Origin of the sequence: Haladaptatus litoreus, from assembly GCF_900156425.1 — an archaeon.
GTDB classification, from domain to species: Archaea; Halobacteriota; Halobacteria; order Halobacteriales; family Haladaptataceae; genus Haladaptatus; species Haladaptatus litoreus.
The window spans coordinates 14,578-32,652 of sequence record NZ_FTNO01000007.1; the positions used below are offsets into that span (position 1 = coordinate 14,578).

The window sequence follows — 18,075 nt, forward strand, 5'->3', positions numbered from 1 at the left end:
AACTAAACTAAATGAGTTCCGCCGATTCTGACCCCCCGGACACGCCCGAGTCGTCGCCAGCAGCCACGCCAAAGATGGAGGATTATCTCCGTCGTATCTACCGGCTTGAAAAGGAAGCCGACGGCCGAGTCTCCAACTCGGAGATTGCCGAGCGGTTGGACGTCACTCAAGCATCAGTGACGAGTATGCTCAGTACGCTCTCAAATCGGGGGCTGATCGACCGAGAACGGTATCGTCCGATTCGTCTCACGACCGAGGGTGAAGAACTCGCACTACAAGTGATCCGCAGACACCGACTCGCCGAGACGATGCTCTCGGAGTTGTTTGAATACACGATCAGTGAAGTCGACGCCGAAGCCGATATCTTGGAACATCACTTCAGTCCCCGTTTTTGTCGAGCAATCGAACAGAAACTCGATATGCCGGAGGTCGATCCGCACGGCGATCCGATACCCGACAGCAACCTAGACCTTCCCCAATCAGAAGACGTTACTTCGCTGGTCGAGGTCGAAGAGTCGGCAAGTGTAGAAGTGACACGGATTCTGACACAAAACGACGAGGTGCTGGAATATCTCGTTTCGATCGGGTTGGAACCGACTGAACGCCTTTACCTCGATGAAATCACGCCAATTGGAATGGTGGTCGTTACTATCGGGGACGTCGGTGAACAGACGAGTCTTCCACAAAAACTCGCCTCACAGATACTGGTCACACCGCTGGATGACTCATAATCCGTGGCCAGTGATAGCATGGGAACGCTGGCACTGCCTAGGCAAAGAGCGAACAGTTCTCGGAGACGGATGTTATGTCCACCCAAGAACCGTTCACCGTCACTTTGGAACCGATGCTTGAGTGCTGGAACGACGAGAGCACCGCGAGGGCCCTGAGAGCGAATCGTGAGTTCGACAGCTAGTATGTGCTGGAGATGAAGAAGACTGGAATCGGCTAGGAACCCTGCTTCAGAGCCATGAACGCCGGTGAGCAGCGGCGGCTCTGGTTCGAATCGTTGTTGATTCGTCTAATGGTTAGATGAGTGATTAGAGACGGCGTCTGTGGTTCGGTTTGCGACGTTTGTAGAGAGATGATTGTCCCAAATAGTGCATTCTGGGGCTGCTATTACCTGTGTAGTCTCATCTTCCAAGGGTTTACATTTCATATAGCGAAATGAACTTTATAAAATGCATCACAGGAGCCTGAGCGGCTGTAGTCCGCGATTTTGTCGGATTCGGTTTTAGGGTGGCCACTTCTGCATATAATCGTAAGCGGAAGTGGATCTGGGCAAGTCGCCGCTGTCTGCAAAGCATGAGACCCGTCTTCGCCAGCAATCGGCTTGTTCTCCGCATCTCTGCTCCAATCTATCTTAATGTAAAACACTAACCAACCTCTGGTAGAATTGTTTGTCATATCGATTGAACAAGCCGATCGGCTCGCCAATCCTATATCCAAGCGTCAGGCAGCTCGTCACCATAGCTGTGCATCAACTGTAAGAGCGGGAGAATTTCATCAAACTGCGGCCCTTTCCGTATCTTGCTCGCGTCACGATTCCACTTGTGAACCCTGCGTCTTTGAGCTTCGGGATCACAACGTGCAATTACCTTCAAGGACGAGGGGACTGAGGTCGGCACGCGCTGCATACACGGCCGCCGAGAGTCCGGCAACGCCGGATCCAGCGATGACGATGTCTCGGATGTCCTCGCCATTTATTCGGTGTAATCCCCGATCAGCGACCGGAGCTGATCTTCGCTCTGGACGCCAACAACCTTCTCGACCTGCTCGCCGTCAGTAAACAGAATGAGCGTCGGGACGCCCCGGACGCCGTAGGCAGCAGCGAGCTGCGGGTTAGCGTCAACGTCGATTTTCGCGACGGTGGCGGCCGTCTCGGCGGCGATTGTTTCGACGACGGGTTCGAGCATTTGGCATGGCCCACACCAGTCTGCGTAGAAGTCCGCGAGGACAATATCGTTGTCCGCGACGAACCCGTCCAACTCAGACTGGCCGTCGACGTGCCGTGATTCACTCGGCGTAGTCCTATCTGTATCGGAAGTAGTCTCAACTGTCATCACCTACTGATAGCCACCGCTAGTAGTTAAGAGTTTTGGGAGTAGTGCACAATACTATTTAGCCGAGTCTTCCGAGAAATATGATATATATTATAGAAAAGGGAAATCAACGGAGATAGATGGAGAGACAATGCTCTATAATCAATAGAATTGGTTATATCGAACGTTTCATCCGAGCTGAAATATGTTTATACAGAGACGATCAGAGAGGATTAGTGTCCAAGCCCACGATGGTAGTTAGCCTTCAACCGATTGGGCAACAGCGTCGTGTTGTTCGTATTTCGTTTCGAACTCTTGGATAAGCTGTCCCATCTTAGCGTACCATTCGTTGAGCATCCGCCGCATGTCCCTGGTAATCTCCACGGAACCAGTCTGTGAGTAGACATGATAGTAGCCGCCATGGTCGTAGTTCACCTGTTCTTTCTGGATAATCCCGGTTTGAAGCAGGCGCTGGACAGCGCGGTAGGCAGTCGAGCGTTCCCGTTCAACCCCCTCGGCGATCTCATCAATCGTTAGTGGCTCCTCCGCGTCCACGAGAACCTGGAAGCACTCTGTATCGAGTTCCTTGAGACCGTGAAAACAGTCAAATAGCCCCTCACACTCCATGTCCTGTTGAAGTTGTTCGGACATCGAATTCGGCATTGGTATCACCTCTAGGTTGGGGTTGCACTGTTAAAAGAATTGTGTATGAGTTACACAATTCTACGCCATTTTCATTTGCACCGTTGACGATGGGTTCCGTGATTTCGTGTCGGTTCGAACGATGTGCTCATCTCATCACGGCTTTTGGTCTTCGCCTATCGAACTCGTAGTTTGGGTTTTAATGCGCCTCACACTGCGTTCGGGATGGGTTTCCTGCATCCAAGCAAACGCAATACCGCCAGACACAAACATAGCGGCGGCGACACCGTAGAACGCAGCCTGAATCGAGACGAAATCCGCCGTCACGCCGATGAGAATTGCACCGAATCCGTAGCCTGCGTCGCGCCACATTCGATACACACCGAGACTGGTCGCCCGCCATGACGGATGGGCAGCGTCGCCAACGACCGTAATCAAATTCGGGTAAAGCAGTGCCATCCCAACGCCTGTCACACCAGCGGTTAAGAGCCAGAACCAGTAGCCCTCGACTAATACCGTCGAAAGCACACCAATTCCAGCGACGAACATCCCGATGATGACGGGGGACCGTCGCCCTACGTCGTCCGCCAGTTTCCCGGTATAGAGTTGGAAAATACCCCAGACACCGCCATAGACACCGACGACGATTCCAACTTCCCCGATCGTCAATCCGGCAGTCGTTAGGTAGAGTGGGTACGCGATCCAGACGAGCGCATCGACAAACTTCTCAACACTTCCCGCCTGAGACGCCGCGAACAACGTCTTGTCGCCCCACGTCACGCGTTTCAGTATCGACCGAAACGATAGCTCGGCAGCTGCATCATCGGCCTTGCTTTCGGCTTCGCTTTCCGCATAGGGGAGTGTCTCTTCGACCAAGAAGATCGAAACAATGAATGCGATTATGATGACCCCTGCGAGGAAGTAGAACGGTGTAGGACGGAGTCCGTACTGTGCGGCGATGACACCCGTGACCCACGTCCCAACGGCGACGCCGCCGTATCCGAAGGCTTCGTCGAGCCCGACAGCGAAGCTGCGTGCCTCACTTCCGGCGAGGTCGATTTTCGCATTCACGCTCATGCTCCACGCCAGCCCCTGATTTATTCCAAGCAGTACATTGCCAATCGAGATCCACCACCAGTTCGGTGCGTAGATAAGGATAACGGGAATCGGCAGTGCGACGAGCCACCCGGCGATGAGGATCGGTTTACGACCGTACGATTCGGACCACTTCCCACCGTAGAGGTTGAGCAGGGCCTTGACGAAGCCGAAGCTGACCACGAACGATCCGATGACGAGCATCGATTCGACACCGAGAACGTCCCGCCCGAGAACCGGCACGACGTTTCGTTCGGCTCCGATGGTCAACCCGACGGCGAACACGGTAACCAACTGGAGCGCAAATTGCGACCAGTTTTGTCGGATACCCTGCGTGCATGACATACTAGAAACGTCCGAAGTCGTTAGTTCGCGGCGCAGTTGTTGGGGCCGAGCTCCAGTGACTCGACGTCACCGTCAGGCTGTTCTTTTCCCCAGTTGATCTGTTTTATCTGGTTGTAGTTCGCGGGTTCGTCCGTGAGACTTTCGACGATGGTCTCGACGAACGAGTCCTCATCGTCATCATTGACGTAGCTGAGGTGCTCGTTGGTCGATTCTGCTTGGAGTTCACCGAGTTGCGTTGCGAGCGGTCGCATTTCCTCGTCGCTGAAGTGTCCCGGCAGGACGACTGTCTCGTCGTCGAGGTTAGTAAGGTCGGTCAGACTGTCGAACAGTTGGCTCGCAGCTGCACGGACGGCGTCCTCGGAGCTGTCCTCCAAGTCGGGGCGACCGACACTCCGGAGGAACAGCGTGTCCCCAGAGAGGAGGATGTCGCCGTATTCGAAGGAAACACTGCCAGGCGTATGGCCTGGGGTGTGATGGACATCGAGTTCGCGGTCACCGACTTGGATAGTGTCACCGTCCGCAATCTCGGTTACGCGGTCCAGTTCGCCGGTGTCTTCCTCATGGAGGTAGTAGGGGACGTCGATTTCGCCTGCGAGACGGCGCGCACCGGAAACGTGGTCTGCGTGGGCGTGCGTGTCCGCGACGCCGACGATGTCGAGGTTGCGTTCGTCGGCCGCCTGCAGATACTCGTCGATGTATTGTGTCGGGTCGACGACGACGGCCTCGCCGTCGTCGTGGGCGAGGTACGAGATACAGCCCGTCCCGGGGCGGACGAATTGAGTGACATCGTCGGCCGCGTCGATACCGTATTGGCGATGGACGCGTCCCCAGCCATTCATTCCGTTGTCGATAGATTCGGCGTCGTAACCGTGTTCGCGGAGGAAATCGGCGGCGCGTGCTGACGTGACGCCAGCGACACAGACAACGGCGATTTCCTCGTCCTCGGGGAGCTCGTCGAGGTTCGCTTCGAGCGTAGAGTAGTCGTACTCGAGGAGTTCGTCGTAAATCGGCAGGTTCGTACTATCCGGAATCTGCCACTCCTCGTAGTCCTCCTCTCGACGGACGTCGAGGACGAAAAGATCCTCGGCATCGTTCTGCACTTGCCGTGCGACTTCCGACGGAGCATAGTTAGTATTGCTCATTACATACACTACTACATGGCTCGGCGTTCTTATATCCGTTGGATTCAAGCGAGAGTCACTCAATGTCTTCCTTTCCATATGTCTACTCAAAACATCTCTACCGCCCATATATGGGTTCTCAGAAGGTATTGTGATATGGCTCGAAACATACATAGCGTATTTGGCGACTTAGGGATATTTCACAATGTGTACATCATTAAATGCAATAGTTGAAGTGTCATCACTGCCACAAAGGTGGATAGACCGAAAACGCATCTAATTGGTATACAGTACCGTTCTAGGGAGCGATTCCTATGTGGTCTCGTGTTCGGGGTGGAGAGCCGATCGCTGAATGTGGAGCGGCACTGAGCAGACTGAACGGGCTGAGTGCCCGGAATTGAACGTCAAGGCGGTTCACGTCGTCGTCAGCTGACACCACCGTCCAGTGCCATCGCCTCGGAGTTGACAGATAGCCGCGAGGACGACTGCTCCACTGACGAGAATCGCCGCACCGAAAATGAGCACGATACTTACCGTATTGAGCACCTCGATTCCATACGCCGTTCCGAGTTTCTTTGCAGCGACGGCGATACTTCCGGCGAGTAGCATTGCGGCAAAGTACCCCTTGATTTCATCCTCATTGACGAGTTTAGTCGCCCCTGCGCCGACACGTGCACCGAGCGCGCTCCCTGCGAGCAGTGCACCGACGACGGGTAACGCCACCGACCCGGCCCGCGCATAGACAAACGCACCGAACGCACCGGAGATCGTGATTTGGAGGATGTCCGTACCGACAGCGATTGCGGCAGGAACCCCGAGGCCGTACATCATCGCTGGCATCAGCAGGAAGCCACCACCAACGCCGAGGAATCCGGACAACACGCCGATGATGAGCCCAATCGCGAAGATGATCGTCGCGGACACGCGAATGTCACCGCGTAGTGTCACCATCGGTGGGATGTGGATAGACTGGACACGGTTAGCGAGTTCGAAGCTATCCATCTCGTCGGCATCCTCCTCGTTCGACCATGCGTCGCGCAGGGTGAGTAAGCCAACGAGGGCGAGGAGGCCGACGTATGCAATGCTGATGATGAGGTCAGACATCCCGGTCGCCTCGAGATAGAAGACGACGCGTTTCCCGCCTTCTATACCAATCGTCATAGCGACCGTCATGATGGCTGCGAGTTTGTAGTCGACCTGTCCGTGGTCGCGGTGACGGAGTGCGCCGATGACGCTCGTCCCGAAAACGAACGCCAAGCCGCTCCCGATCGCGACCGTCGATGGATAGCCCATTACGAGTAGTGCGGGCGTGACAAGGAATGACCCGCCCATTCCGAAGAATCCGAATAGGGTTCCGATGAGTAAGCCAAACCCGACGAACACGCTAATCAGTATGAGGCTTATCCCGAAAATCTCCATCACTGGTCACCTCCGATCATTTCGAGGACGGTCTCACCGGCAACGCTACTGAATATACCGTAGCCGACGTACAGCGTGATCGCCTCTGTGAGGACGAGTCCCACTGTGACAACTGCCTGTACGGAACTGCTCAGCGTTTCGAGTCCGAACATTTTATTTCACCCATTCGATATTTCTCGATTTATTCACTTCTATGCAATACTCCTTTCGAGGGGTCGTCGATTGGTTGTGTTGTTTCATGATGATCAGTTAGTGGATGGGTCGCTCGTGTTCGTGGCGTCGTCAGTGCCAAACGAGCGCACGTATCCCTGGACATAGGCACCGAGAAACATCCCAGCGATCGCCCAGAGAATGGAGTAGTTACCGATACCAAAACTGGCGTATGCGGCACCAGGACAAATACCGGAAATACCCCATCCGATGCCGAATATCGCACCGCCGAAGAGGACGTTTCGGTCGAACTCCTTGAGACGACGAGTGTACTCACGGGCAGTCAGCGGTGCCCGGTCGAGATACCGTGTCGCGACCGCGAACGTGATCCCAGTGACCGCTGCTGCACCTCCCATCACGAAGAGGAGGCCGAAATCCTTGAACTGGAGGAAATCAAGAACAATCTCGGGCTTTGCCATCCCGCTGACGGCGAGGCCAAAGCCAAACACGAGACCTCCGAGATAAATAATCGGGAGGAACAATCGGTTGCGGTTAGCGTCGCTCATGGTGACACCCCCACTGCTTGCACGAGTTGGGCGGTTCCGATGGCGACCGTGAGAAAGGTCACGACGCTCACCAACGACGTGTTCGACATTGAGCCGACCCCACAAACGCCGTGTCCGGACGTGCATCCTTTTCCGAGCCGAGTGCCGATCCCGACGAGGAAGCCACCGCCGAGGAGCCGCCACCACTGGACATCGGTCGTCCAGATACCAGGCTGGAATACGAGTCCGTAGATAGCCGCACCGCTGACAATACCCGCGGTGAATACGAGTCGCCACCCCCTCGACTTGATGTACTTGAAGCGGTTGAACCGCGGGACGTCAGAGGCGTACGAAAGCGTGGATTCGAGGAACGTGCTCGCACCCGCGATAATCCCTGTTGCCAAGTAGATAATCGCTGCACCCAACCCGACGAGGATGCCACCGAGAAGGTACGGCGTGATCCCTCGTGGAAAGAGTTCTTCGAGCGCGAACAGCGGTGTGAGGGCGTCTATCATTAGTTGGTTAGTGCTTCCCCACTGGCGGCGCAGTTGTTCGGTCCAAGCTCTAACTCGAACGCTTCCTGTTCGTCTGGCGCCTGCTGACCAAGGTTGGTAGAGATGATGTCTTCGTAGTTTGCAGGACGCGGTGGCATATCCGAGACGATGAACTCGACAAACTCGTCTTCACCCATCGTGAGGGCGTCCATGTGCTCCGCGAGGTTGCCCAGTTTCGCCGTGTACGTGCCATCGTCGTTCGGCGTCGCGGTGTCGCTGAAGTGTGCGGGTGCGATGACTGTGTCATTTGGCAACGAGAGAACCTTCTCGGTGAGGCTCTCGTGGAGCGTGCGTGCGGCGTCCTTCGCCGCTTCCGGGTCTTCGAGGTCGGGACGTGCAACGCTCTCCGTGAAGAGACCGTCACCAGTCAACAGGACGTCTCCAACTCTGTACGCGGTCATTCCGGTGGTGTGACCGGGCGTATGAATAACTTCGATTTCGATGTCGCCGACGGGAAGACGCTCGATGTCTTCGACCGTCTCGTAGGGTATGTCGTACTCAACCCCACGCGCCACGGCCATCTCGGGAAGAACCACAGTTGCGTCGGTCTTGTCGGCGATAGTACGGATTCCCGAGATGTGGTCGGCATGGATGTGTGTATCCATCGCATACTTCAGTTCGGCTCCAAGTGTTCGAACATCCTGGAGATACTCGTCGCCGAACGCGCGAAGTGGGTCGATGACGGCAGCTTCGCCATCAGAGACGACGAGGTAGGCGAGACAGCCACTTGACGGTCGCTGGTACTGTGCGACAGTCACGTCGTCACCGGCGTCGAGTTCCGTATATTCGTAGATACGTGCCCATCCCTTCATGCCGCGTTTGAGGTGTTCTGCGTCGTACCCCTCGTTTAATAGGTGTTCAGCGACCATCTCGCTCGAACCGCCTTTCGCACAGAGGACGGTGATACGCTGGCCGTCTGGGAGGTCGGCACGGAGATCTGCGGGAACCCCATCGAGTAGCTCGAAGTAGGGGTAATTTACGATGTCCACGGTTTCCCCGTCGATACGCCATTCCTCGAAATCACCTTCCGAACGCGCGTCGAGGATGAATATATCCTCACCAGCGTCAATACGCTCTTTCAGTTCTTTGGGTGTGGTCGATGCAACCGATTCGTCGGTAGGAGGGGTATCCCCTTCGGTCATAGTCATCCTCATCTACCGTCTGCTCCCAAATAAGCATTCGGATAGTAGTTCCAATAGTACACAATACCAAATCCGTGTTTCCTGGTTTTGTTGCCATAATACGCGCGCATAAGGGAAATGCGGTCAATTGGTAGTGTGCAAAATGGACAATACAATCGACACCCTTTTAGTCACGGCAGCAGTATTGGATTCTGAAGACAATACTATGACAGAATACGAAGCTACCGAGACACTCGACGTGAAGGGCCAAAACTGTCCGATGCCCGTCGTCAAGACCAAACAGTCCATCGACCAACTCGCCGAAGGAGACGTTCTCGAAGTCCTCGCTACCGACCCAGGGAGCATGAGCGACCTCAACGGCTGGGCCGATACGACTAGTGGTGTCGAACTCCTCGAGCAAAACGAGGATAGCGACGTGTACAAACATTATATCAGAAAAACGGAGTGATGTGTGATGGATAAAATCGGAATCATCGTCGACAACGACAGTCCGAAGAGTCTTGCAATGGCGATGAATCTCGGACACACCGCACTCGCGTCTGACACCGAGGTGTTCGTTTACTTCACCTTCGATGGGTTGACGCACCTCCTCGAAGGTGAAACAGACGTCACCGAAATTCAACCGCTGCTCGACGCAGGGATGCCGAACCCCTACGACCTGCTTGCGGCGTTCGTCGCTGAGGGTGGCGACCTCGTTACGACAGTCGCGTGCACGACGACACTCGACATGCTGGAGTGGGATCAAGACGCGATAGATGAGTCCGTCACTACCAAATTCGCGGGCGCGGCAACCTTCCTCGAAGAAGTCGAGGACGCCGAGCAGGTGTTCACGTTCTAACGATGAGTACGGACACACCAAACACGACCGGTGACGACGCACCCTCTCGTGCCGAACTCGTGTCACGTATCGAGGAGTTGGAAAACCAGCTCACCGAAGAGGATAGCCAACCGAAGATGTCTATCATCGCTACCAAAGGAACACTTGACATGGCGTATCCGCCACTCATCCTTGCAAGCACTGCCGCCGCGTTCGGGTACGAGGTTACGGTCTTTCATACCTTCTGGGGGCTTGATATCCTCCACAAGGAGCGTTCGAAGCAGTTGAAGCTGAGTGCCGTCGGGAACCCGAGTATGCCCATGCCGAATGTCGTCGGTACGCTCCCCGGGATGGATCGACTGACGACCGCGATGATGGAGAAGAAAATCGATGCCAACGACACCGCGACCATCGAGGAACTCATCCAGACCTCGCTCGATATGGGGGTGGAGTTTCAAGCATGTCAGATGACCATCGACCTGATGGACTACGATGAGGACGACTTCCATGATGGAGTCACCACCGGCGTTGGAGCGGCTACCGCCATACAGGACATGGCAGACGCTGATATCCAACTCCTTATCTGACCGACTCCTTGCCTGACTCTATCGAGCCCAGATCTCGTTCAGTCCCGAAGAATGACCGCCAACCAGGCTCTCGTCAAGACGTTAGATTTCCACCTCAACATCGGAGGGCGAGACAAGTATTTTCGTCAATTTCAATATACTAGTGGAATGAGTTTTGTCGGTAACGGAGCCAATCTAAGGGTATTGTAGTAATCGGAGTGCGGTCGCTGGATGCACTGCTCTCTGCTACCGCCTAACTCATTCGGAAGTGACATTCATGAAATAGGACTTGAGTTCGTTATGACAGCAAAATCCTTTAAGAGATGACTCGGAATCAGCACTCCGTTTATTCCATCTTTTGGTAAGAGTACATTCTTGATACTGCCTGTAAACTGTTCTCCGGTCTCAGGGACTCTCCGAGTTAACTGCGCGCTCACATAATTCACAGTTTTGTCGCTGTCGGGAATAAAGGAGTCCAACGAAAAGCAGGACTGATATAACACCTAAGAGTGGGCGATACGGATCAATATATGTCATTAGTATGGAATTGCTGAACAGTGCGAGTAAGAACACGTTACAGATCGGACAGCTGAAGGCGAGGAAGCCAATAATGGTACTACCAAGAGCTAGGCGGTCGTTCCCTGAACGATCAGTTGTAGGTTGTTGGGCGACGTAAATACCAGCAAATAGTGCTGTGAGGATGAGAAACGTATAATCGAACAGCGTTCGTGGTACCATCCGAACGTACAGTGGGTTCGGAAGAAGCCCTGTTACAACACCAAACAGGAAAAACGACCCGACGCTGACTACCGTTCCCTTGACAATTGTAGTGCGTAGCAGCATTTACTTGGTCAACACTCGTGACGAGCATAAAATAGAATGACGAGTTGCTGGCTCAGAAAAAACCCCCGTGTATTTAGAGAGCAACTCATCATACACCGGAATGTGAATACGCTCTTGAGATCACAGGCCTTCTCCTTGATGACCAGCACATGTTGTTCACTTTTATTCGCTTGCTCAGATGATTCACCAGCCGAAGGTAGACAATGACTACAATTGAACAGCCGTCGTTGCTGACAGCAGCATACGCTGCGGGCGTGCTGATGTTTTTCGCCCCGTGTAGCGTCGGCTTGCTGCCAGCGTATCTGACGTATTATTTCACCAATGATTCGGCTCAAGTTGGAACCGAAAATACCGTTTCCGGCCCAACGAAATCCAAATCGAAGATAACATTACCTAGCGAATCGCGGGATCTCGCTCGGCAATTGCTCCTCGGGAACGGGATTCTGCTCTTTTTCATGGGTGCAATTCCGCTGTTCTACATGGCAACCGCTGGGATCCGGGTGTTGTTACCTGGCTATCACTTTGTTGTACCGCTTGCGAAACTTGGGACGGGAAGCTATCTCCCGCCGGTCACTGCCGTGTTCGTTGGTACAATACTGTCAGTCGTCGGTAGCGGTCGAAGCAGCGCATTTAGAGGACTTCGTATCGGAACGGTTGCCACTTTCGGCATTGTTCTGCTCTATCTACTCGTCGGTGGTGTCGTTCTCATTGTCGGACAGTGGATCCAGCCGTATGTCGCGTCGCTAGAGTTACTCGTTGGACCGCTTATTGTTGTGCTTGGAGTCGCATACTATCGCGGAATTTCACCGTTACGACCGATTAAACTCCCACAACGTGGGGAAGTATCGAACTCAGAATTCTTTACGTTCGGGGTGTTCTACGGTATCGGAAGCCTTGCCTGTAATCTCCCTATCTTTCTTGGCATCGTGCTGTCATCATTCTTTACGGCGGGTCTTCTCTCTGGATTAGCCGTCTTTGTGGCATTCGCTGCAGGAATGGGAACTCTCATGATCGGGCTAAGCGTCGTCGCAAGCCTCTCGAAGGGATCTCTTTCACTCGGACAGCACGCCGCTTGTGCCCGAACGCTTGGTAGTTCGGCATTTGTACTTATTGGTCTTCACGTGACGTGGTTTACGCTCCGATCATTTGGTTATATTTCAGTTGGCGAGCTGTTTTAACCCTCACTCATTTTAATCGCGTATGATAGTGCACCGGTGTCTCCATAAGTTACCCTTTTGTTGGTACTTTTCGGAACAATTGCCCACATTTTGCGCTATCAGTCTGTTGCTGGAATCGGTGAGTGGTCGAGTGATGGCATTTGGTTTCAGACCTCAATGAACGAACGCCAGTTCAGGAAACCATCCAGACTGTGCCAGCCAAATAGGCATCACCCATACAACGAGTAAAGGACACATCCCATTCCGAGTGCAATCAATACTGTTTGGGCGACGCCAAATGTAGCAGATGAAATATTCAACGTTTGTATCAGCGAACATCCCATCGTTCCACCAATAGTAAGGAATATAAAACCAATAGAAACGAATAGCATTGGCTCACTTTGGTTGCGACGGTAGCCACGAAACCCCTGATATGCAATGAGCAGTCCAAGCGCCATCACAAGCAACTTCCCCACGAACAACTCAATACGCATTATTGATCTCCTCTCATGTCTTCCCACACCTGCGTAAATCGGTCGGCAGTATCGCGCTCAGTGACACGTACGGAAAGGTCACCGTCGACAATGTTGATTCCGACATGTTCAACGGCCGCTTTGTAGACTGCCCGATGATTACCGTCAGCCTCCAGCTGGGTCTGTTTTTCGATTAAGTTTGTCTCCTCAAGATCGTTCAACCGGCGGTAGATGGTCGGGAGCGACGCATCGCATTCAGTGCTAAGAGTCTGGGCTGACATCGGTTGTTTGCTTGTTTTAGTGAGGATAGCACGGGCGTACTCATCGTCCAGCAAGCTGAGCAACTCGGCTGGACTCGGATCCTCACTCACACACGGATTAGGAATGGGGTTCATTTAAAGGATGTCCAGTGGTTTCAAACTCAGAAAACGAGCAGGTAGATTATGACCTCTCCGCGTCTCGCTTGAGATAACAATCATGTCTGACAGCGTCGATAAAAATAGCCGACGTGCATTCCTTGGGACTGCCGGAATGCTGCTCACGGGGTTAGCAGGCTGTACGAGTACCAATACCGGATCTGACGAACAACCTACAACAAAGCGAAGCACTACCACAGATAGCACGAGGACTACATCCAAGACGTACACTGAAACGACTGGGACACAAACGACAACCGAAACCAGTACACAAGAGGATACAACGAGTACTACCGCCTCTAAACCCCAATCATTGGTATACGCAAGCACTAAAACAACTGACTTTGGAATTAACCTAAAAGATAACCCTCTAATGGGATCACCTGATGCGCCCGTAGATCTCTATTACTGGAGTGACTATCAGTGCCCATTTTGCAATCGATTTGAACAAGATACCTTCCCAAAACTCCTTGACGAGTATATTAAACCAGGAAAGGTACGTCTTGTCATTCTCGAATATGTAACTATTGGAGACGCCTCAAAGACAGCGGCTCGAATGGCAAAATGTGTGTGGCGACAGGTACAGGAAGAGGATCCAGACGCATTCAAACGCTGGCATGCCTCGATATTCGACGCGCAAAAGAAACCAAACTCAGGGTGGGCAACAAAGCAAAATCTGCTCGAGATCACAGAAGGCGTGAAGGGCGTTGATGCGAGCGCAGTCGAGTCATGTTTGCAAAAGAACAACCAGTCTTTAGCAGCAAGCGTTGCTGCGGACAAACAAGCCGGAAAGGACAAGGGCGTCAATGTAACACCGACGTTTATTTTTGACAACTCTACGTCAAACGGGATGCCCTCGTCCATTCAAGGTGCACAACCATATCCTCGCTTTGAAGCAACAATTAAAGAGGTAATGAAATGAGCGAACAAACCCGAGTTCGCCGATGGAGTGCAGATCTACAAAGCGCACTCGCATTCCCAACAACCTCGATTTCGCGAGTCATTAGTGCCATCCTCATTGCGATTGTGACGTATGTATTACTGATACTCTCAACCTTTCCGGAAATGTCGATACAGATGCTCGGTGCGGGGCTGCAATGGTTCGATGACACGATGATTCTGCTGACTGAAAACGTGTTGGCAACCAATGGATGGTTCGGTCTCGTCCTTATTATCTCGTACGCTGTGCTAACTGGTGTTGCCATCGTTAACGTCGTAGCGCAAATAAGCGTGACTGGTATCTCCAGCCTGTCTGATCTGATAGGAGTATTGCCGGGGCTCGTTGCATCAGGGTGTGCCAGTTGCGGTGCTGGATTACTAGGTTTTCTTGGATTTGCCGGTGCCATGGCTGCGATGCCATTTCATGGTGATTTGCTCCGGGTTGGTGGGATCATTCTCCTCCTAGCATTCCTTGCCCGTGCAGGCGACCCCCGTGAATGTCGACTTAATATATGAACGAATTCACCATGCACTGCTCTACACACAGACGAACTCATAGAAAGCAGCGTCTGATTCAGAAAACTAGCGAACGGCACTGTGAAATAGGATCCGGAGAGAAAGATCACAATGCGTGATGTCAATGGATCAAAATCCCGACGTCTATTTCTCGAAACCGTGACTGGATCCCTATCTGCGATAGCTGGCTGCACGAGTATCTTGCCGTCGTCCAGCAATGATTCAGAAACTGAGGGCAATACCACCAGTAGCCATAGTTCAAATCGGAACTCAACTTCCCTGCTGTATGCGACAGAGAAGACAACAAAATTCGGTATCGATTTACAAGGCAATCCAGTGATCGGGGCAGCAGATGCACCGCTCGATATGTACTATTGGAGTGACTATCAGTGCCCATTTTGTCAAAAATTCGATCAAAACACTTCCGATAAAATACTTAATAACTATGTGAAATCAGGCGACGTCAGAATCGTAGTCCTTGAAAAACCCTACATAGGCCAAGCATCAGAAACAGCAGCTCAGATGGCAAAATGTGTGTGGCAAAAAGTACGCAATGAGAACCCAGATGCATTCAAGCGCTGGCATTCGACTATGTTCGATAAACAGGGAAAAGAAAACTCGGGGTGGGCTCAGCGGTCGAACCTATTAGAGATAACCGACAGCGTTCAAGGTGTTGATGCTACTGCGGTTGCGTCTTGTATGAAAAAGAATAAAAAAGCCGTGCGAGCAAGTATTGATGACGATATAAAGGCATCTGAAACCAATGGAATTCGGGGAACACCCGCGTTCATTATCTTTGATAGAGAGTCGACGAAAGCAGGTAAAATTGTTGGCGCACAGCCATATTCATTGTTTAAAAAGGCTTTTAGAAAGGTCGATAATGCATAATATCGTCCACGATTGATACTGGGCGACTGAGATAGTACTGTAGCAGGTTTTTTATATCGATGATGGTATAACAGGGGTGTTAAAGTTACAGCTTTCGCTTTAAAATACCTCGACTAATTTCTCGATGTCACATTTTGACACGCCTGACAGACTACCTTAGTTCTGCTTAGTGCGCTAATACTCAGTCGTCTCCAGTAAAACAATAATGAAGATGACGCTGTTTTGCTGAAAACGCTAGTCTTCGAGGTTGGCAACGTGCGCTGCAACAGCCGTAAGGCTCTCGGCTGCAACACCATTTTCTCGCGCTTCAACCCGCTCACGGGCGCTCCGGATGTACTCCTGAGCGTTGATGTGCGCGGATTCGTTCTTGCTCATACTACTAACTCGGAACTGAGGAACGATAACGATTGGGTCACAATCGACTTGCGAAGACGCGCTTCCCATCATCCCTCTGCGTAAGCAACTCAGATGCTCCTGCTCGTTGGAGATAGTCTGTCGCAAACTCTTCCCAGACGTGCTCATGCTCAACAGCATAGTACGCCCACGGATCATCAGCATCGGGTGGATACGTCTCAAATGGAATCACAACATCGTTCTTTCTACGGACGCCAGTAACGCCCAGAGATTGAAGAAACGAAAAGAGGGCTGCTTTCCGACGGACTGTGAGGATCCGCTTTGATTCACGAGTATACTCATTTTTCCCATTTGAAGTCGAATTCAGATGAGTGCAGGCCATCTCCCGCGTCTTCCATGACTGGCCAGCGAGCTGACGATGAGGGCGGCTACGAAGCTTACACCGATGTGAATGGGGAAACTGAACACGTCATCTACACCGGGAACGTTGACATAGCTCATTCCCGCGATTGCGACGAACGCGACACCGAATGTCGCGTAAGCAACGAGGGCCGATGCAGCGATTCCCGAGAGGCGGTCAGCATATACGCTGACAATCCCGCCTACCAGCAGCCCGATGACGAGACCGACGAAGACGCCGATAATTCCTGTCGCAGGTGCTTCCCCGGCTCCGAGTAGTTCGATTGTTGCGGCACCAGTCAATAAAAAGGTGGTGACGGCGGTACCCGCTCCGAGAGCTATTGTACGAGTGTTCATGGGAGTAATATCACGTTTATAGAACAAATAGTTGGAGCCTAATTCCCAAAAATCAAGACTCCCGCCACATTTGGAATCTAAGATATGCCTGCCCGATCTTTCAGTCAATTCACTGAGAGGGAACTGCCACTCGGCCAAAATATTCTGGTAGGTATTCCCGGTCGTCAGGCTCTTCCGATGCCTATCCACTCATTCCGTAGCTGATTGTGGTGAGCCACCTAAGGATGTGTTCATCCCATAACGCTGGGATTATCGCAGGTCAATGCTGCATTCAGGGAGCGAATCGGTCATTGTCTCTGATTTTCTAACGGTTGCTGCTCTCGCTGGCTAGTTTGTGGTCGACTTCCTCGATACTTACTCGCCAGTAGGCTACGTCTCGATTCGGTAAGTTCCATTCTACCTTGTTGACAGACAACTCGAAAATTTCGACTTCAGACGGGAAATTCGTCCAACGTGTCTTGATAGGATCGAATGGTCATTTGATGTGGCGTTCCCTGCTTTCGCGACTTCCGACGAACTCGTTTGAGCCAAAGAACTTCGCGTACAGGGGAATGACCCGGATGAGGATACTGGATCTTAATAGATCGGGAAAGTGCGCTCCGACGACACGGTTCCGGGTTATCCCTGGAAGTGAGGGTCCTCGTCGCTTGGACTGTCTGATCCCGAGTCGTCGTGCACAACCGAGAGACACGGCGACGACGAACGCGGTTCTGGAAGCAGTCAGAAGCTCGGTGTGAGTGTTTTGCGCTCACGCAGTCAGTACTACTCGTTTCAGCACAACAAGTAGACCACTCTATTAAACAGTACGTTCATTTAGATTCAGCACAGAATCCATAATAATGCCCGAAACCGTTCTCGTTCCGCTCGATGGGTCTCCACTTTCCGAGCGTGCTCTCAGGTACGCCATCGAAAAATTCTCGAAGGCTGTCATCACCACAATCCACGTTATTAACCCAGCTGACTCTCTTATCGACGTTGAGATGGGCGGACTCCCAGCCGCCAGCAACTGGTATGACAGGGCCCAAGAACGAGCCGACGGAATTCACACATCTGCGACGGAGTTTGCCGCAGATCATGATCTTGACCTCGATACTGTCACGGAAGTCGGCCGTCCAGCACGAGCGATACTCGAATACGCCGACGAACACGATGTCGATCAGATCGTGATGGGGAGCCACGGTCGGTCAGACATTGAACGGGCTATTTTGGGAAGTGTCGCCGAGACAGTTACGCGTCGAGCACGGGTTCCGGTGACAATCATCCGATGACTCTCTCCAGAATGAACTACGGCACCCGCT

Annotated in this window: 23 protein-coding genes and 1 pseudogene; 9 read left to right on the top strand and 15 right to left on the bottom strand. The window is 52.6% G+C overall.

All coding sequences use genetic code 11. The features are described 5' to 3' along the window. Positions 1 to 11: 11 nt before the first annotated feature. On the top strand, positions 12 to 731 hold the full coding sequence (locus BW974_RS21330) for a metal-dependent transcriptional regulator (RefSeq protein ID WP_084186437.1): 720 nt from the start codon (positions 12 to 14) through the stop codon (positions 729 to 731). A gap of 862 nt (positions 732 to 1,593) precedes the next feature. Here the strand turns inward: BW974_RS21330 and BW974_RS25050 are convergent. The 10 genes and pseudogenes from BW974_RS25050 to BW974_RS21370 all read right to left on the bottom strand — a co-directional run. Continuing rightward, positions 1,594 to 1,704, bottom strand: a pseudogene (locus BW974_RS25050) (FAD-binding protein); the annotation flags it as partial. Further along, positions 1,701 to 2,060, bottom strand: coding sequence for a thioredoxin (trxA, locus tag BW974_RS21335; protein WP_076432804.1), 360 nt, complete (start codon positions 2,058 to 2,060; stop codon positions 1,701 to 1,703). The pseudogene BW974_RS25050 and the gene trxA, both read right to left, overlap by 4 nt. Positions 2,061 to 2,297: 237 nt before the next feature. Continuing rightward, complete coding sequence (locus tag BW974_RS21340; RefSeq protein ID WP_076432806.1) at positions 2,298 to 2,702, bottom strand: helix-turn-helix domain-containing protein; 405 nt, start codon at positions 2,700 to 2,702, stop codon at positions 2,298 to 2,300. Between the two features lie 135 nt (positions 2,703 to 2,837). Beyond that, complete coding sequence (locus BW974_RS21345; protein ID WP_076432808.1) at positions 2,838 to 4,121, bottom strand: MFS transporter; 1,284 nt, start codon at positions 4,119 to 4,121, stop codon at positions 2,838 to 2,840. A gap of 20 nt (positions 4,122 to 4,141) precedes the next feature. After that, positions 4,142 to 5,263, bottom strand: a complete 1,122-nt coding sequence (locus BW974_RS21350) for an MBL fold metallo-hydrolase (RefSeq protein WP_076432810.1) — start codon at positions 5,261 to 5,263, stop codon at positions 4,142 to 4,144. A 393-nt stretch (positions 5,264 to 5,656) separates the two neighbouring features. After that, complete coding sequence (locus BW974_RS21355; RefSeq protein WP_175609775.1) at positions 5,657 to 6,661, bottom strand: sulfite exporter TauE/SafE family protein; 1,005 nt, start codon at positions 6,659 to 6,661, stop codon at positions 5,657 to 5,659. After that, positions 6,661 to 6,813 carry a DUF7512 family protein gene (locus BW974_RS25945; protein ID WP_175609776.1) on the bottom strand — a complete coding sequence of 51 codons (153 nt, stop codon included), beginning with the start codon at positions 6,811 to 6,813 and terminating at the stop codon, positions 6,661 to 6,663. Before BW974_RS25945 ends, BW974_RS21355 begins: the two co-directional genes overlap by 1 nt. A 93-nt stretch (positions 6,814 to 6,906) precedes the next feature. Further along, positions 6,907 to 7,377: a YeeE/YedE family protein gene (locus tag BW974_RS21360; RefSeq protein WP_076432812.1), complete on the bottom strand. Its 471-nt coding sequence runs from the start codon at positions 7,375 to 7,377 to the stop codon at positions 6,907 to 6,909. Then, positions 7,374 to 7,871 carry a YeeE/YedE family protein gene (locus tag BW974_RS21365; RefSeq protein ID WP_076432814.1) on the bottom strand — a complete coding sequence of 166 codons (498 nt, stop codon included), beginning with the start codon at positions 7,869 to 7,871 and terminating at the stop codon, positions 7,374 to 7,376. The genes BW974_RS21360 and BW974_RS21365 overlap by 4 nt, the downstream gene beginning before the upstream one ends. Then, the gene (locus tag BW974_RS21370; protein WP_076432816.1) at positions 7,871 to 9,052 is read right to left on the bottom strand and encodes an MBL fold metallo-hydrolase; all 1,182 of its coding nucleotides are present in this window, start codon (positions 9,050 to 9,052) and stop codon (positions 7,871 to 7,873) included. Before BW974_RS21370 ends, BW974_RS21365 begins: the two co-directional genes overlap by 1 nt. Before the next feature lie 205 nt (positions 9,053 to 9,257). Here BW974_RS21370 and BW974_RS21375 point away from each other — a divergent pair, with 205 nt between their 5' ends. Genes BW974_RS21375 through BW974_RS21385 form a run of 3 tightly spaced genes read left to right on the top strand, consistent with a single transcriptional unit; the run spans position 9,258 to position 10,456 of the window. Continuing rightward, entirely contained in the window at positions 9,258 to 9,500 is a 243-nt protein-coding gene (locus BW974_RS21375; RefSeq protein WP_076432818.1) for a sulfurtransferase TusA family protein, read from the top strand. A gap of 6 nt (positions 9,501 to 9,506) precedes the next feature. Beyond that, complete coding sequence (locus BW974_RS21380; RefSeq protein WP_076432820.1) at positions 9,507 to 9,890, top strand: DsrE family protein; 384 nt, start codon at positions 9,507 to 9,509, stop codon at positions 9,888 to 9,890. A 2-nt stretch (positions 9,891 to 9,892) separates the two neighbouring features. Then, positions 9,893 to 10,456, top strand: a complete 564-nt coding sequence (locus BW974_RS21385; protein WP_076432822.1) for a DsrE/DsrF/DrsH-like family protein — start codon at positions 9,893 to 9,895, stop codon at positions 10,454 to 10,456. 384 nt (positions 10,457 to 10,840) lie between these two features. Here the strand turns inward: BW974_RS21385 and BW974_RS27320 are convergent, their stop codons facing one another. Next, a complete protein-coding gene (locus BW974_RS27320; RefSeq protein WP_076432824.1) occupies positions 10,841 to 11,278 on the bottom strand; it encodes a hypothetical protein in 438 nt (145 codons plus the stop codon). Positions 11,279 to 11,481: 203 nt separating this feature from the next. Here BW974_RS27320 and BW974_RS21395 point away from each other — a divergent pair, with 203 nt between their 5' ends. After that, on the top strand, positions 11,482 to 12,456 hold the full coding sequence (locus tag BW974_RS21395) for a cytochrome c biogenesis CcdA family protein (protein WP_076432826.1): 975 nt from the start codon (positions 11,482 to 11,484) through the stop codon (positions 12,454 to 12,456). Between the two features lie 209 nt (positions 12,457 to 12,665). On the opposite strand, the gene BW974_RS21400 is transcribed toward BW974_RS21395, so the two are convergent. Both BW974_RS21400 and BW974_RS21405 read right to left on the bottom strand, forming a co-directional pair. Further along, entirely contained in the window at positions 12,666 to 12,929 is a 264-nt protein-coding gene (locus BW974_RS21400; RefSeq protein WP_076432828.1) for a DUF7521 family protein, read from the bottom strand. Further along, positions 12,929 to 13,279, bottom strand: coding sequence for an ArsR/SmtB family transcription factor (locus tag BW974_RS21405; RefSeq protein ID WP_076433220.1), 351 nt, complete (start codon positions 13,277 to 13,279; stop codon positions 12,929 to 12,931). Before BW974_RS21405 ends, BW974_RS21400 begins: the two co-directional genes overlap by 1 nt. A 106-nt stretch (positions 13,280 to 13,385) precedes the next feature. Here BW974_RS21405 and BW974_RS21410 point away from each other — a divergent pair, with 106 nt between their 5' ends. From BW974_RS21410 to BW974_RS21420, 3 genes are all read left to right on the top strand, one after another. Next, positions 13,386 to 14,246 carry a DsbA family protein gene (locus tag BW974_RS21410; RefSeq protein ID WP_084186438.1) on the top strand — a complete coding sequence of 287 codons (861 nt, stop codon included), beginning with the start codon at positions 13,386 to 13,388 and terminating at the stop codon, positions 14,244 to 14,246. Then, positions 14,243 to 14,779: a hypothetical protein gene (locus BW974_RS21415; RefSeq protein ID WP_076432830.1), complete on the top strand. Its 537-nt coding sequence runs from the start codon at positions 14,243 to 14,245 to the stop codon at positions 14,777 to 14,779. Before BW974_RS21410 ends, BW974_RS21415 begins: the two co-directional genes overlap by 4 nt. A gap of 111 nt (positions 14,780 to 14,890) precedes the next feature. Next, complete coding sequence (locus BW974_RS21420) at positions 14,891 to 15,667, top strand: DsbA family protein (RefSeq protein WP_245800240.1); 777 nt, start codon at positions 14,891 to 14,893, stop codon at positions 15,665 to 15,667. A 234-nt stretch (positions 15,668 to 15,901) separates the two neighbouring features. Here BW974_RS21420 and BW974_RS25950 read toward each other — a convergent pair whose 3' ends face one another. Together BW974_RS25950 and BW974_RS21430 are read right to left on the bottom strand one after the other, a co-directional pair. Next, positions 15,902 to 16,042, bottom strand: coding sequence for a hypothetical protein (locus BW974_RS25950; RefSeq protein WP_175609777.1), 141 nt, complete (start codon positions 16,040 to 16,042; stop codon positions 15,902 to 15,904). A 342-nt stretch (positions 16,043 to 16,384) separates the two neighbouring features. Continuing rightward, entirely contained in the window at positions 16,385 to 16,777 is a 393-nt protein-coding gene (locus tag BW974_RS21430; RefSeq protein ID WP_076432834.1) for a DUF8147 domain-containing protein, read from the bottom strand. 839 nt (positions 16,778 to 17,616) lie between these two features. Between BW974_RS21430 and BW974_RS21435 the strand changes: the two genes are divergently transcribed. Continuing rightward, entirely contained in the window at positions 17,617 to 18,045 is a 429-nt protein-coding gene (locus BW974_RS21435) for a universal stress protein (protein WP_076432836.1), read from the top strand. Positions 18,046 to 18,075 lie beyond the last annotated feature (30 nt).

Bases quoted from the DNA above. Each gene is read 5' to 3' on its own strand.
- BW974_RS21330 (WP_084186437.1), top strand. From the start codon at position 12: ATGAGTTCCGCCGATTCTGACCCCCCGGACACGCCCGAGTCGTCGCCA.
- trxA (WP_076432804.1), bottom strand. From the start codon at position 2,060: ATGACAGTTGAGACTACTTCCGATACAGATAGGACTACGCCGAGTGAA.
- BW974_RS21340 (WP_076432806.1), bottom strand. From the start codon at position 2,702: ATGCCGAATTCGATGTCCGAACAACTTCAACAGGACATGGAGTGTGAG.
- BW974_RS21345 (WP_076432808.1), bottom strand. From the start codon at position 4,121: ATGTCATGCACGCAGGGTATCCGACAAAACTGGTCGCAATTTGCGCTC.
- BW974_RS21350 (WP_076432810.1), bottom strand. From the start codon at position 5,263: ATGAGCAATACTAACTATGCTCCGTCGGAAGTCGCACGGCAAGTGCAG.
- BW974_RS21355 (WP_175609775.1), bottom strand. From the start codon at position 6,661: ATGGAGATTTTCGGGATAAGCCTCATACTGATTAGCGTGTTCGTCGGG.
- BW974_RS25945 (WP_175609776.1), bottom strand. From the start codon at position 6,813: ATGTTCGGACTCGAAACGCTGAGCAGTTCCGTACAGGCAGTTGTCACA.
- BW974_RS21360 (WP_076432812.1), bottom strand. From the start codon at position 7,377: ATGAGCGACGCTAACCGCAACCGATTGTTCCTCCCGATTATTTATCTC.
- BW974_RS21365 (WP_076432814.1), bottom strand. From the start codon at position 7,871: ATGATAGACGCCCTCACACCGCTGTTCGCGCTCGAAGAACTCTTTCCA.
- BW974_RS21370 (WP_076432816.1), bottom strand. From the start codon at position 9,052: ATGACCGAAGGGGATACCCCTCCTACCGACGAATCGGTTGCATCGACC.
- BW974_RS21375 (WP_076432818.1), top strand. From the start codon at position 9,258: ATGACAGAATACGAAGCTACCGAGACACTCGACGTGAAGGGCCAAAAC.
- BW974_RS21380 (WP_076432820.1), top strand. From the start codon at position 9,507: ATGGATAAAATCGGAATCATCGTCGACAACGACAGTCCGAAGAGTCTT.
- BW974_RS21385 (WP_076432822.1), top strand. From the start codon at position 9,893: ATGAGTACGGACACACCAAACACGACCGGTGACGACGCACCCTCTCGT.
- BW974_RS27320 (WP_076432824.1), bottom strand. From the start codon at position 11,278: ATGCTGCTACGCACTACAATTGTCAAGGGAACGGTAGTCAGCGTCGGG.
- BW974_RS21395 (WP_076432826.1), top strand. From the start codon at position 11,482: ATGACTACAATTGAACAGCCGTCGTTGCTGACAGCAGCATACGCTGCG.
- BW974_RS21400 (WP_076432828.1), bottom strand. From the start codon at position 12,929: ATGCGTATTGAGTTGTTCGTGGGGAAGTTGCTTGTGATGGCGCTTGGA.
- BW974_RS21410 (WP_084186438.1), top strand. From the start codon at position 13,386: ATGTCTGACAGCGTCGATAAAAATAGCCGACGTGCATTCCTTGGGACT.
- BW974_RS21415 (WP_076432830.1), top strand. From the start codon at position 14,243: ATGAGCGAACAAACCCGAGTTCGCCGATGGAGTGCAGATCTACAAAGC.
- BW974_RS21420 (WP_245800240.1), top strand. From the start codon at position 14,891: ATGCGTGATGTCAATGGATCAAAATCCCGACGTCTATTTCTCGAAACC.
- BW974_RS25950 (WP_175609777.1), bottom strand. From the start codon at position 16,042: ATGAGCAAGAACGAATCCGCGCACATCAACGCTCAGGAGTACATCCGG.
- BW974_RS21430 (WP_076432834.1), bottom strand. From the start codon at position 16,777: ATGAACACTCGTACAATAGCTCTCGGAGCGGGTACCGCCGTCACCACC.
- BW974_RS21435 (WP_076432836.1), top strand. From the start codon at position 17,617: ATGCCCGAAACCGTTCTCGTTCCGCTCGATGGGTCTCCACTTTCCGAG.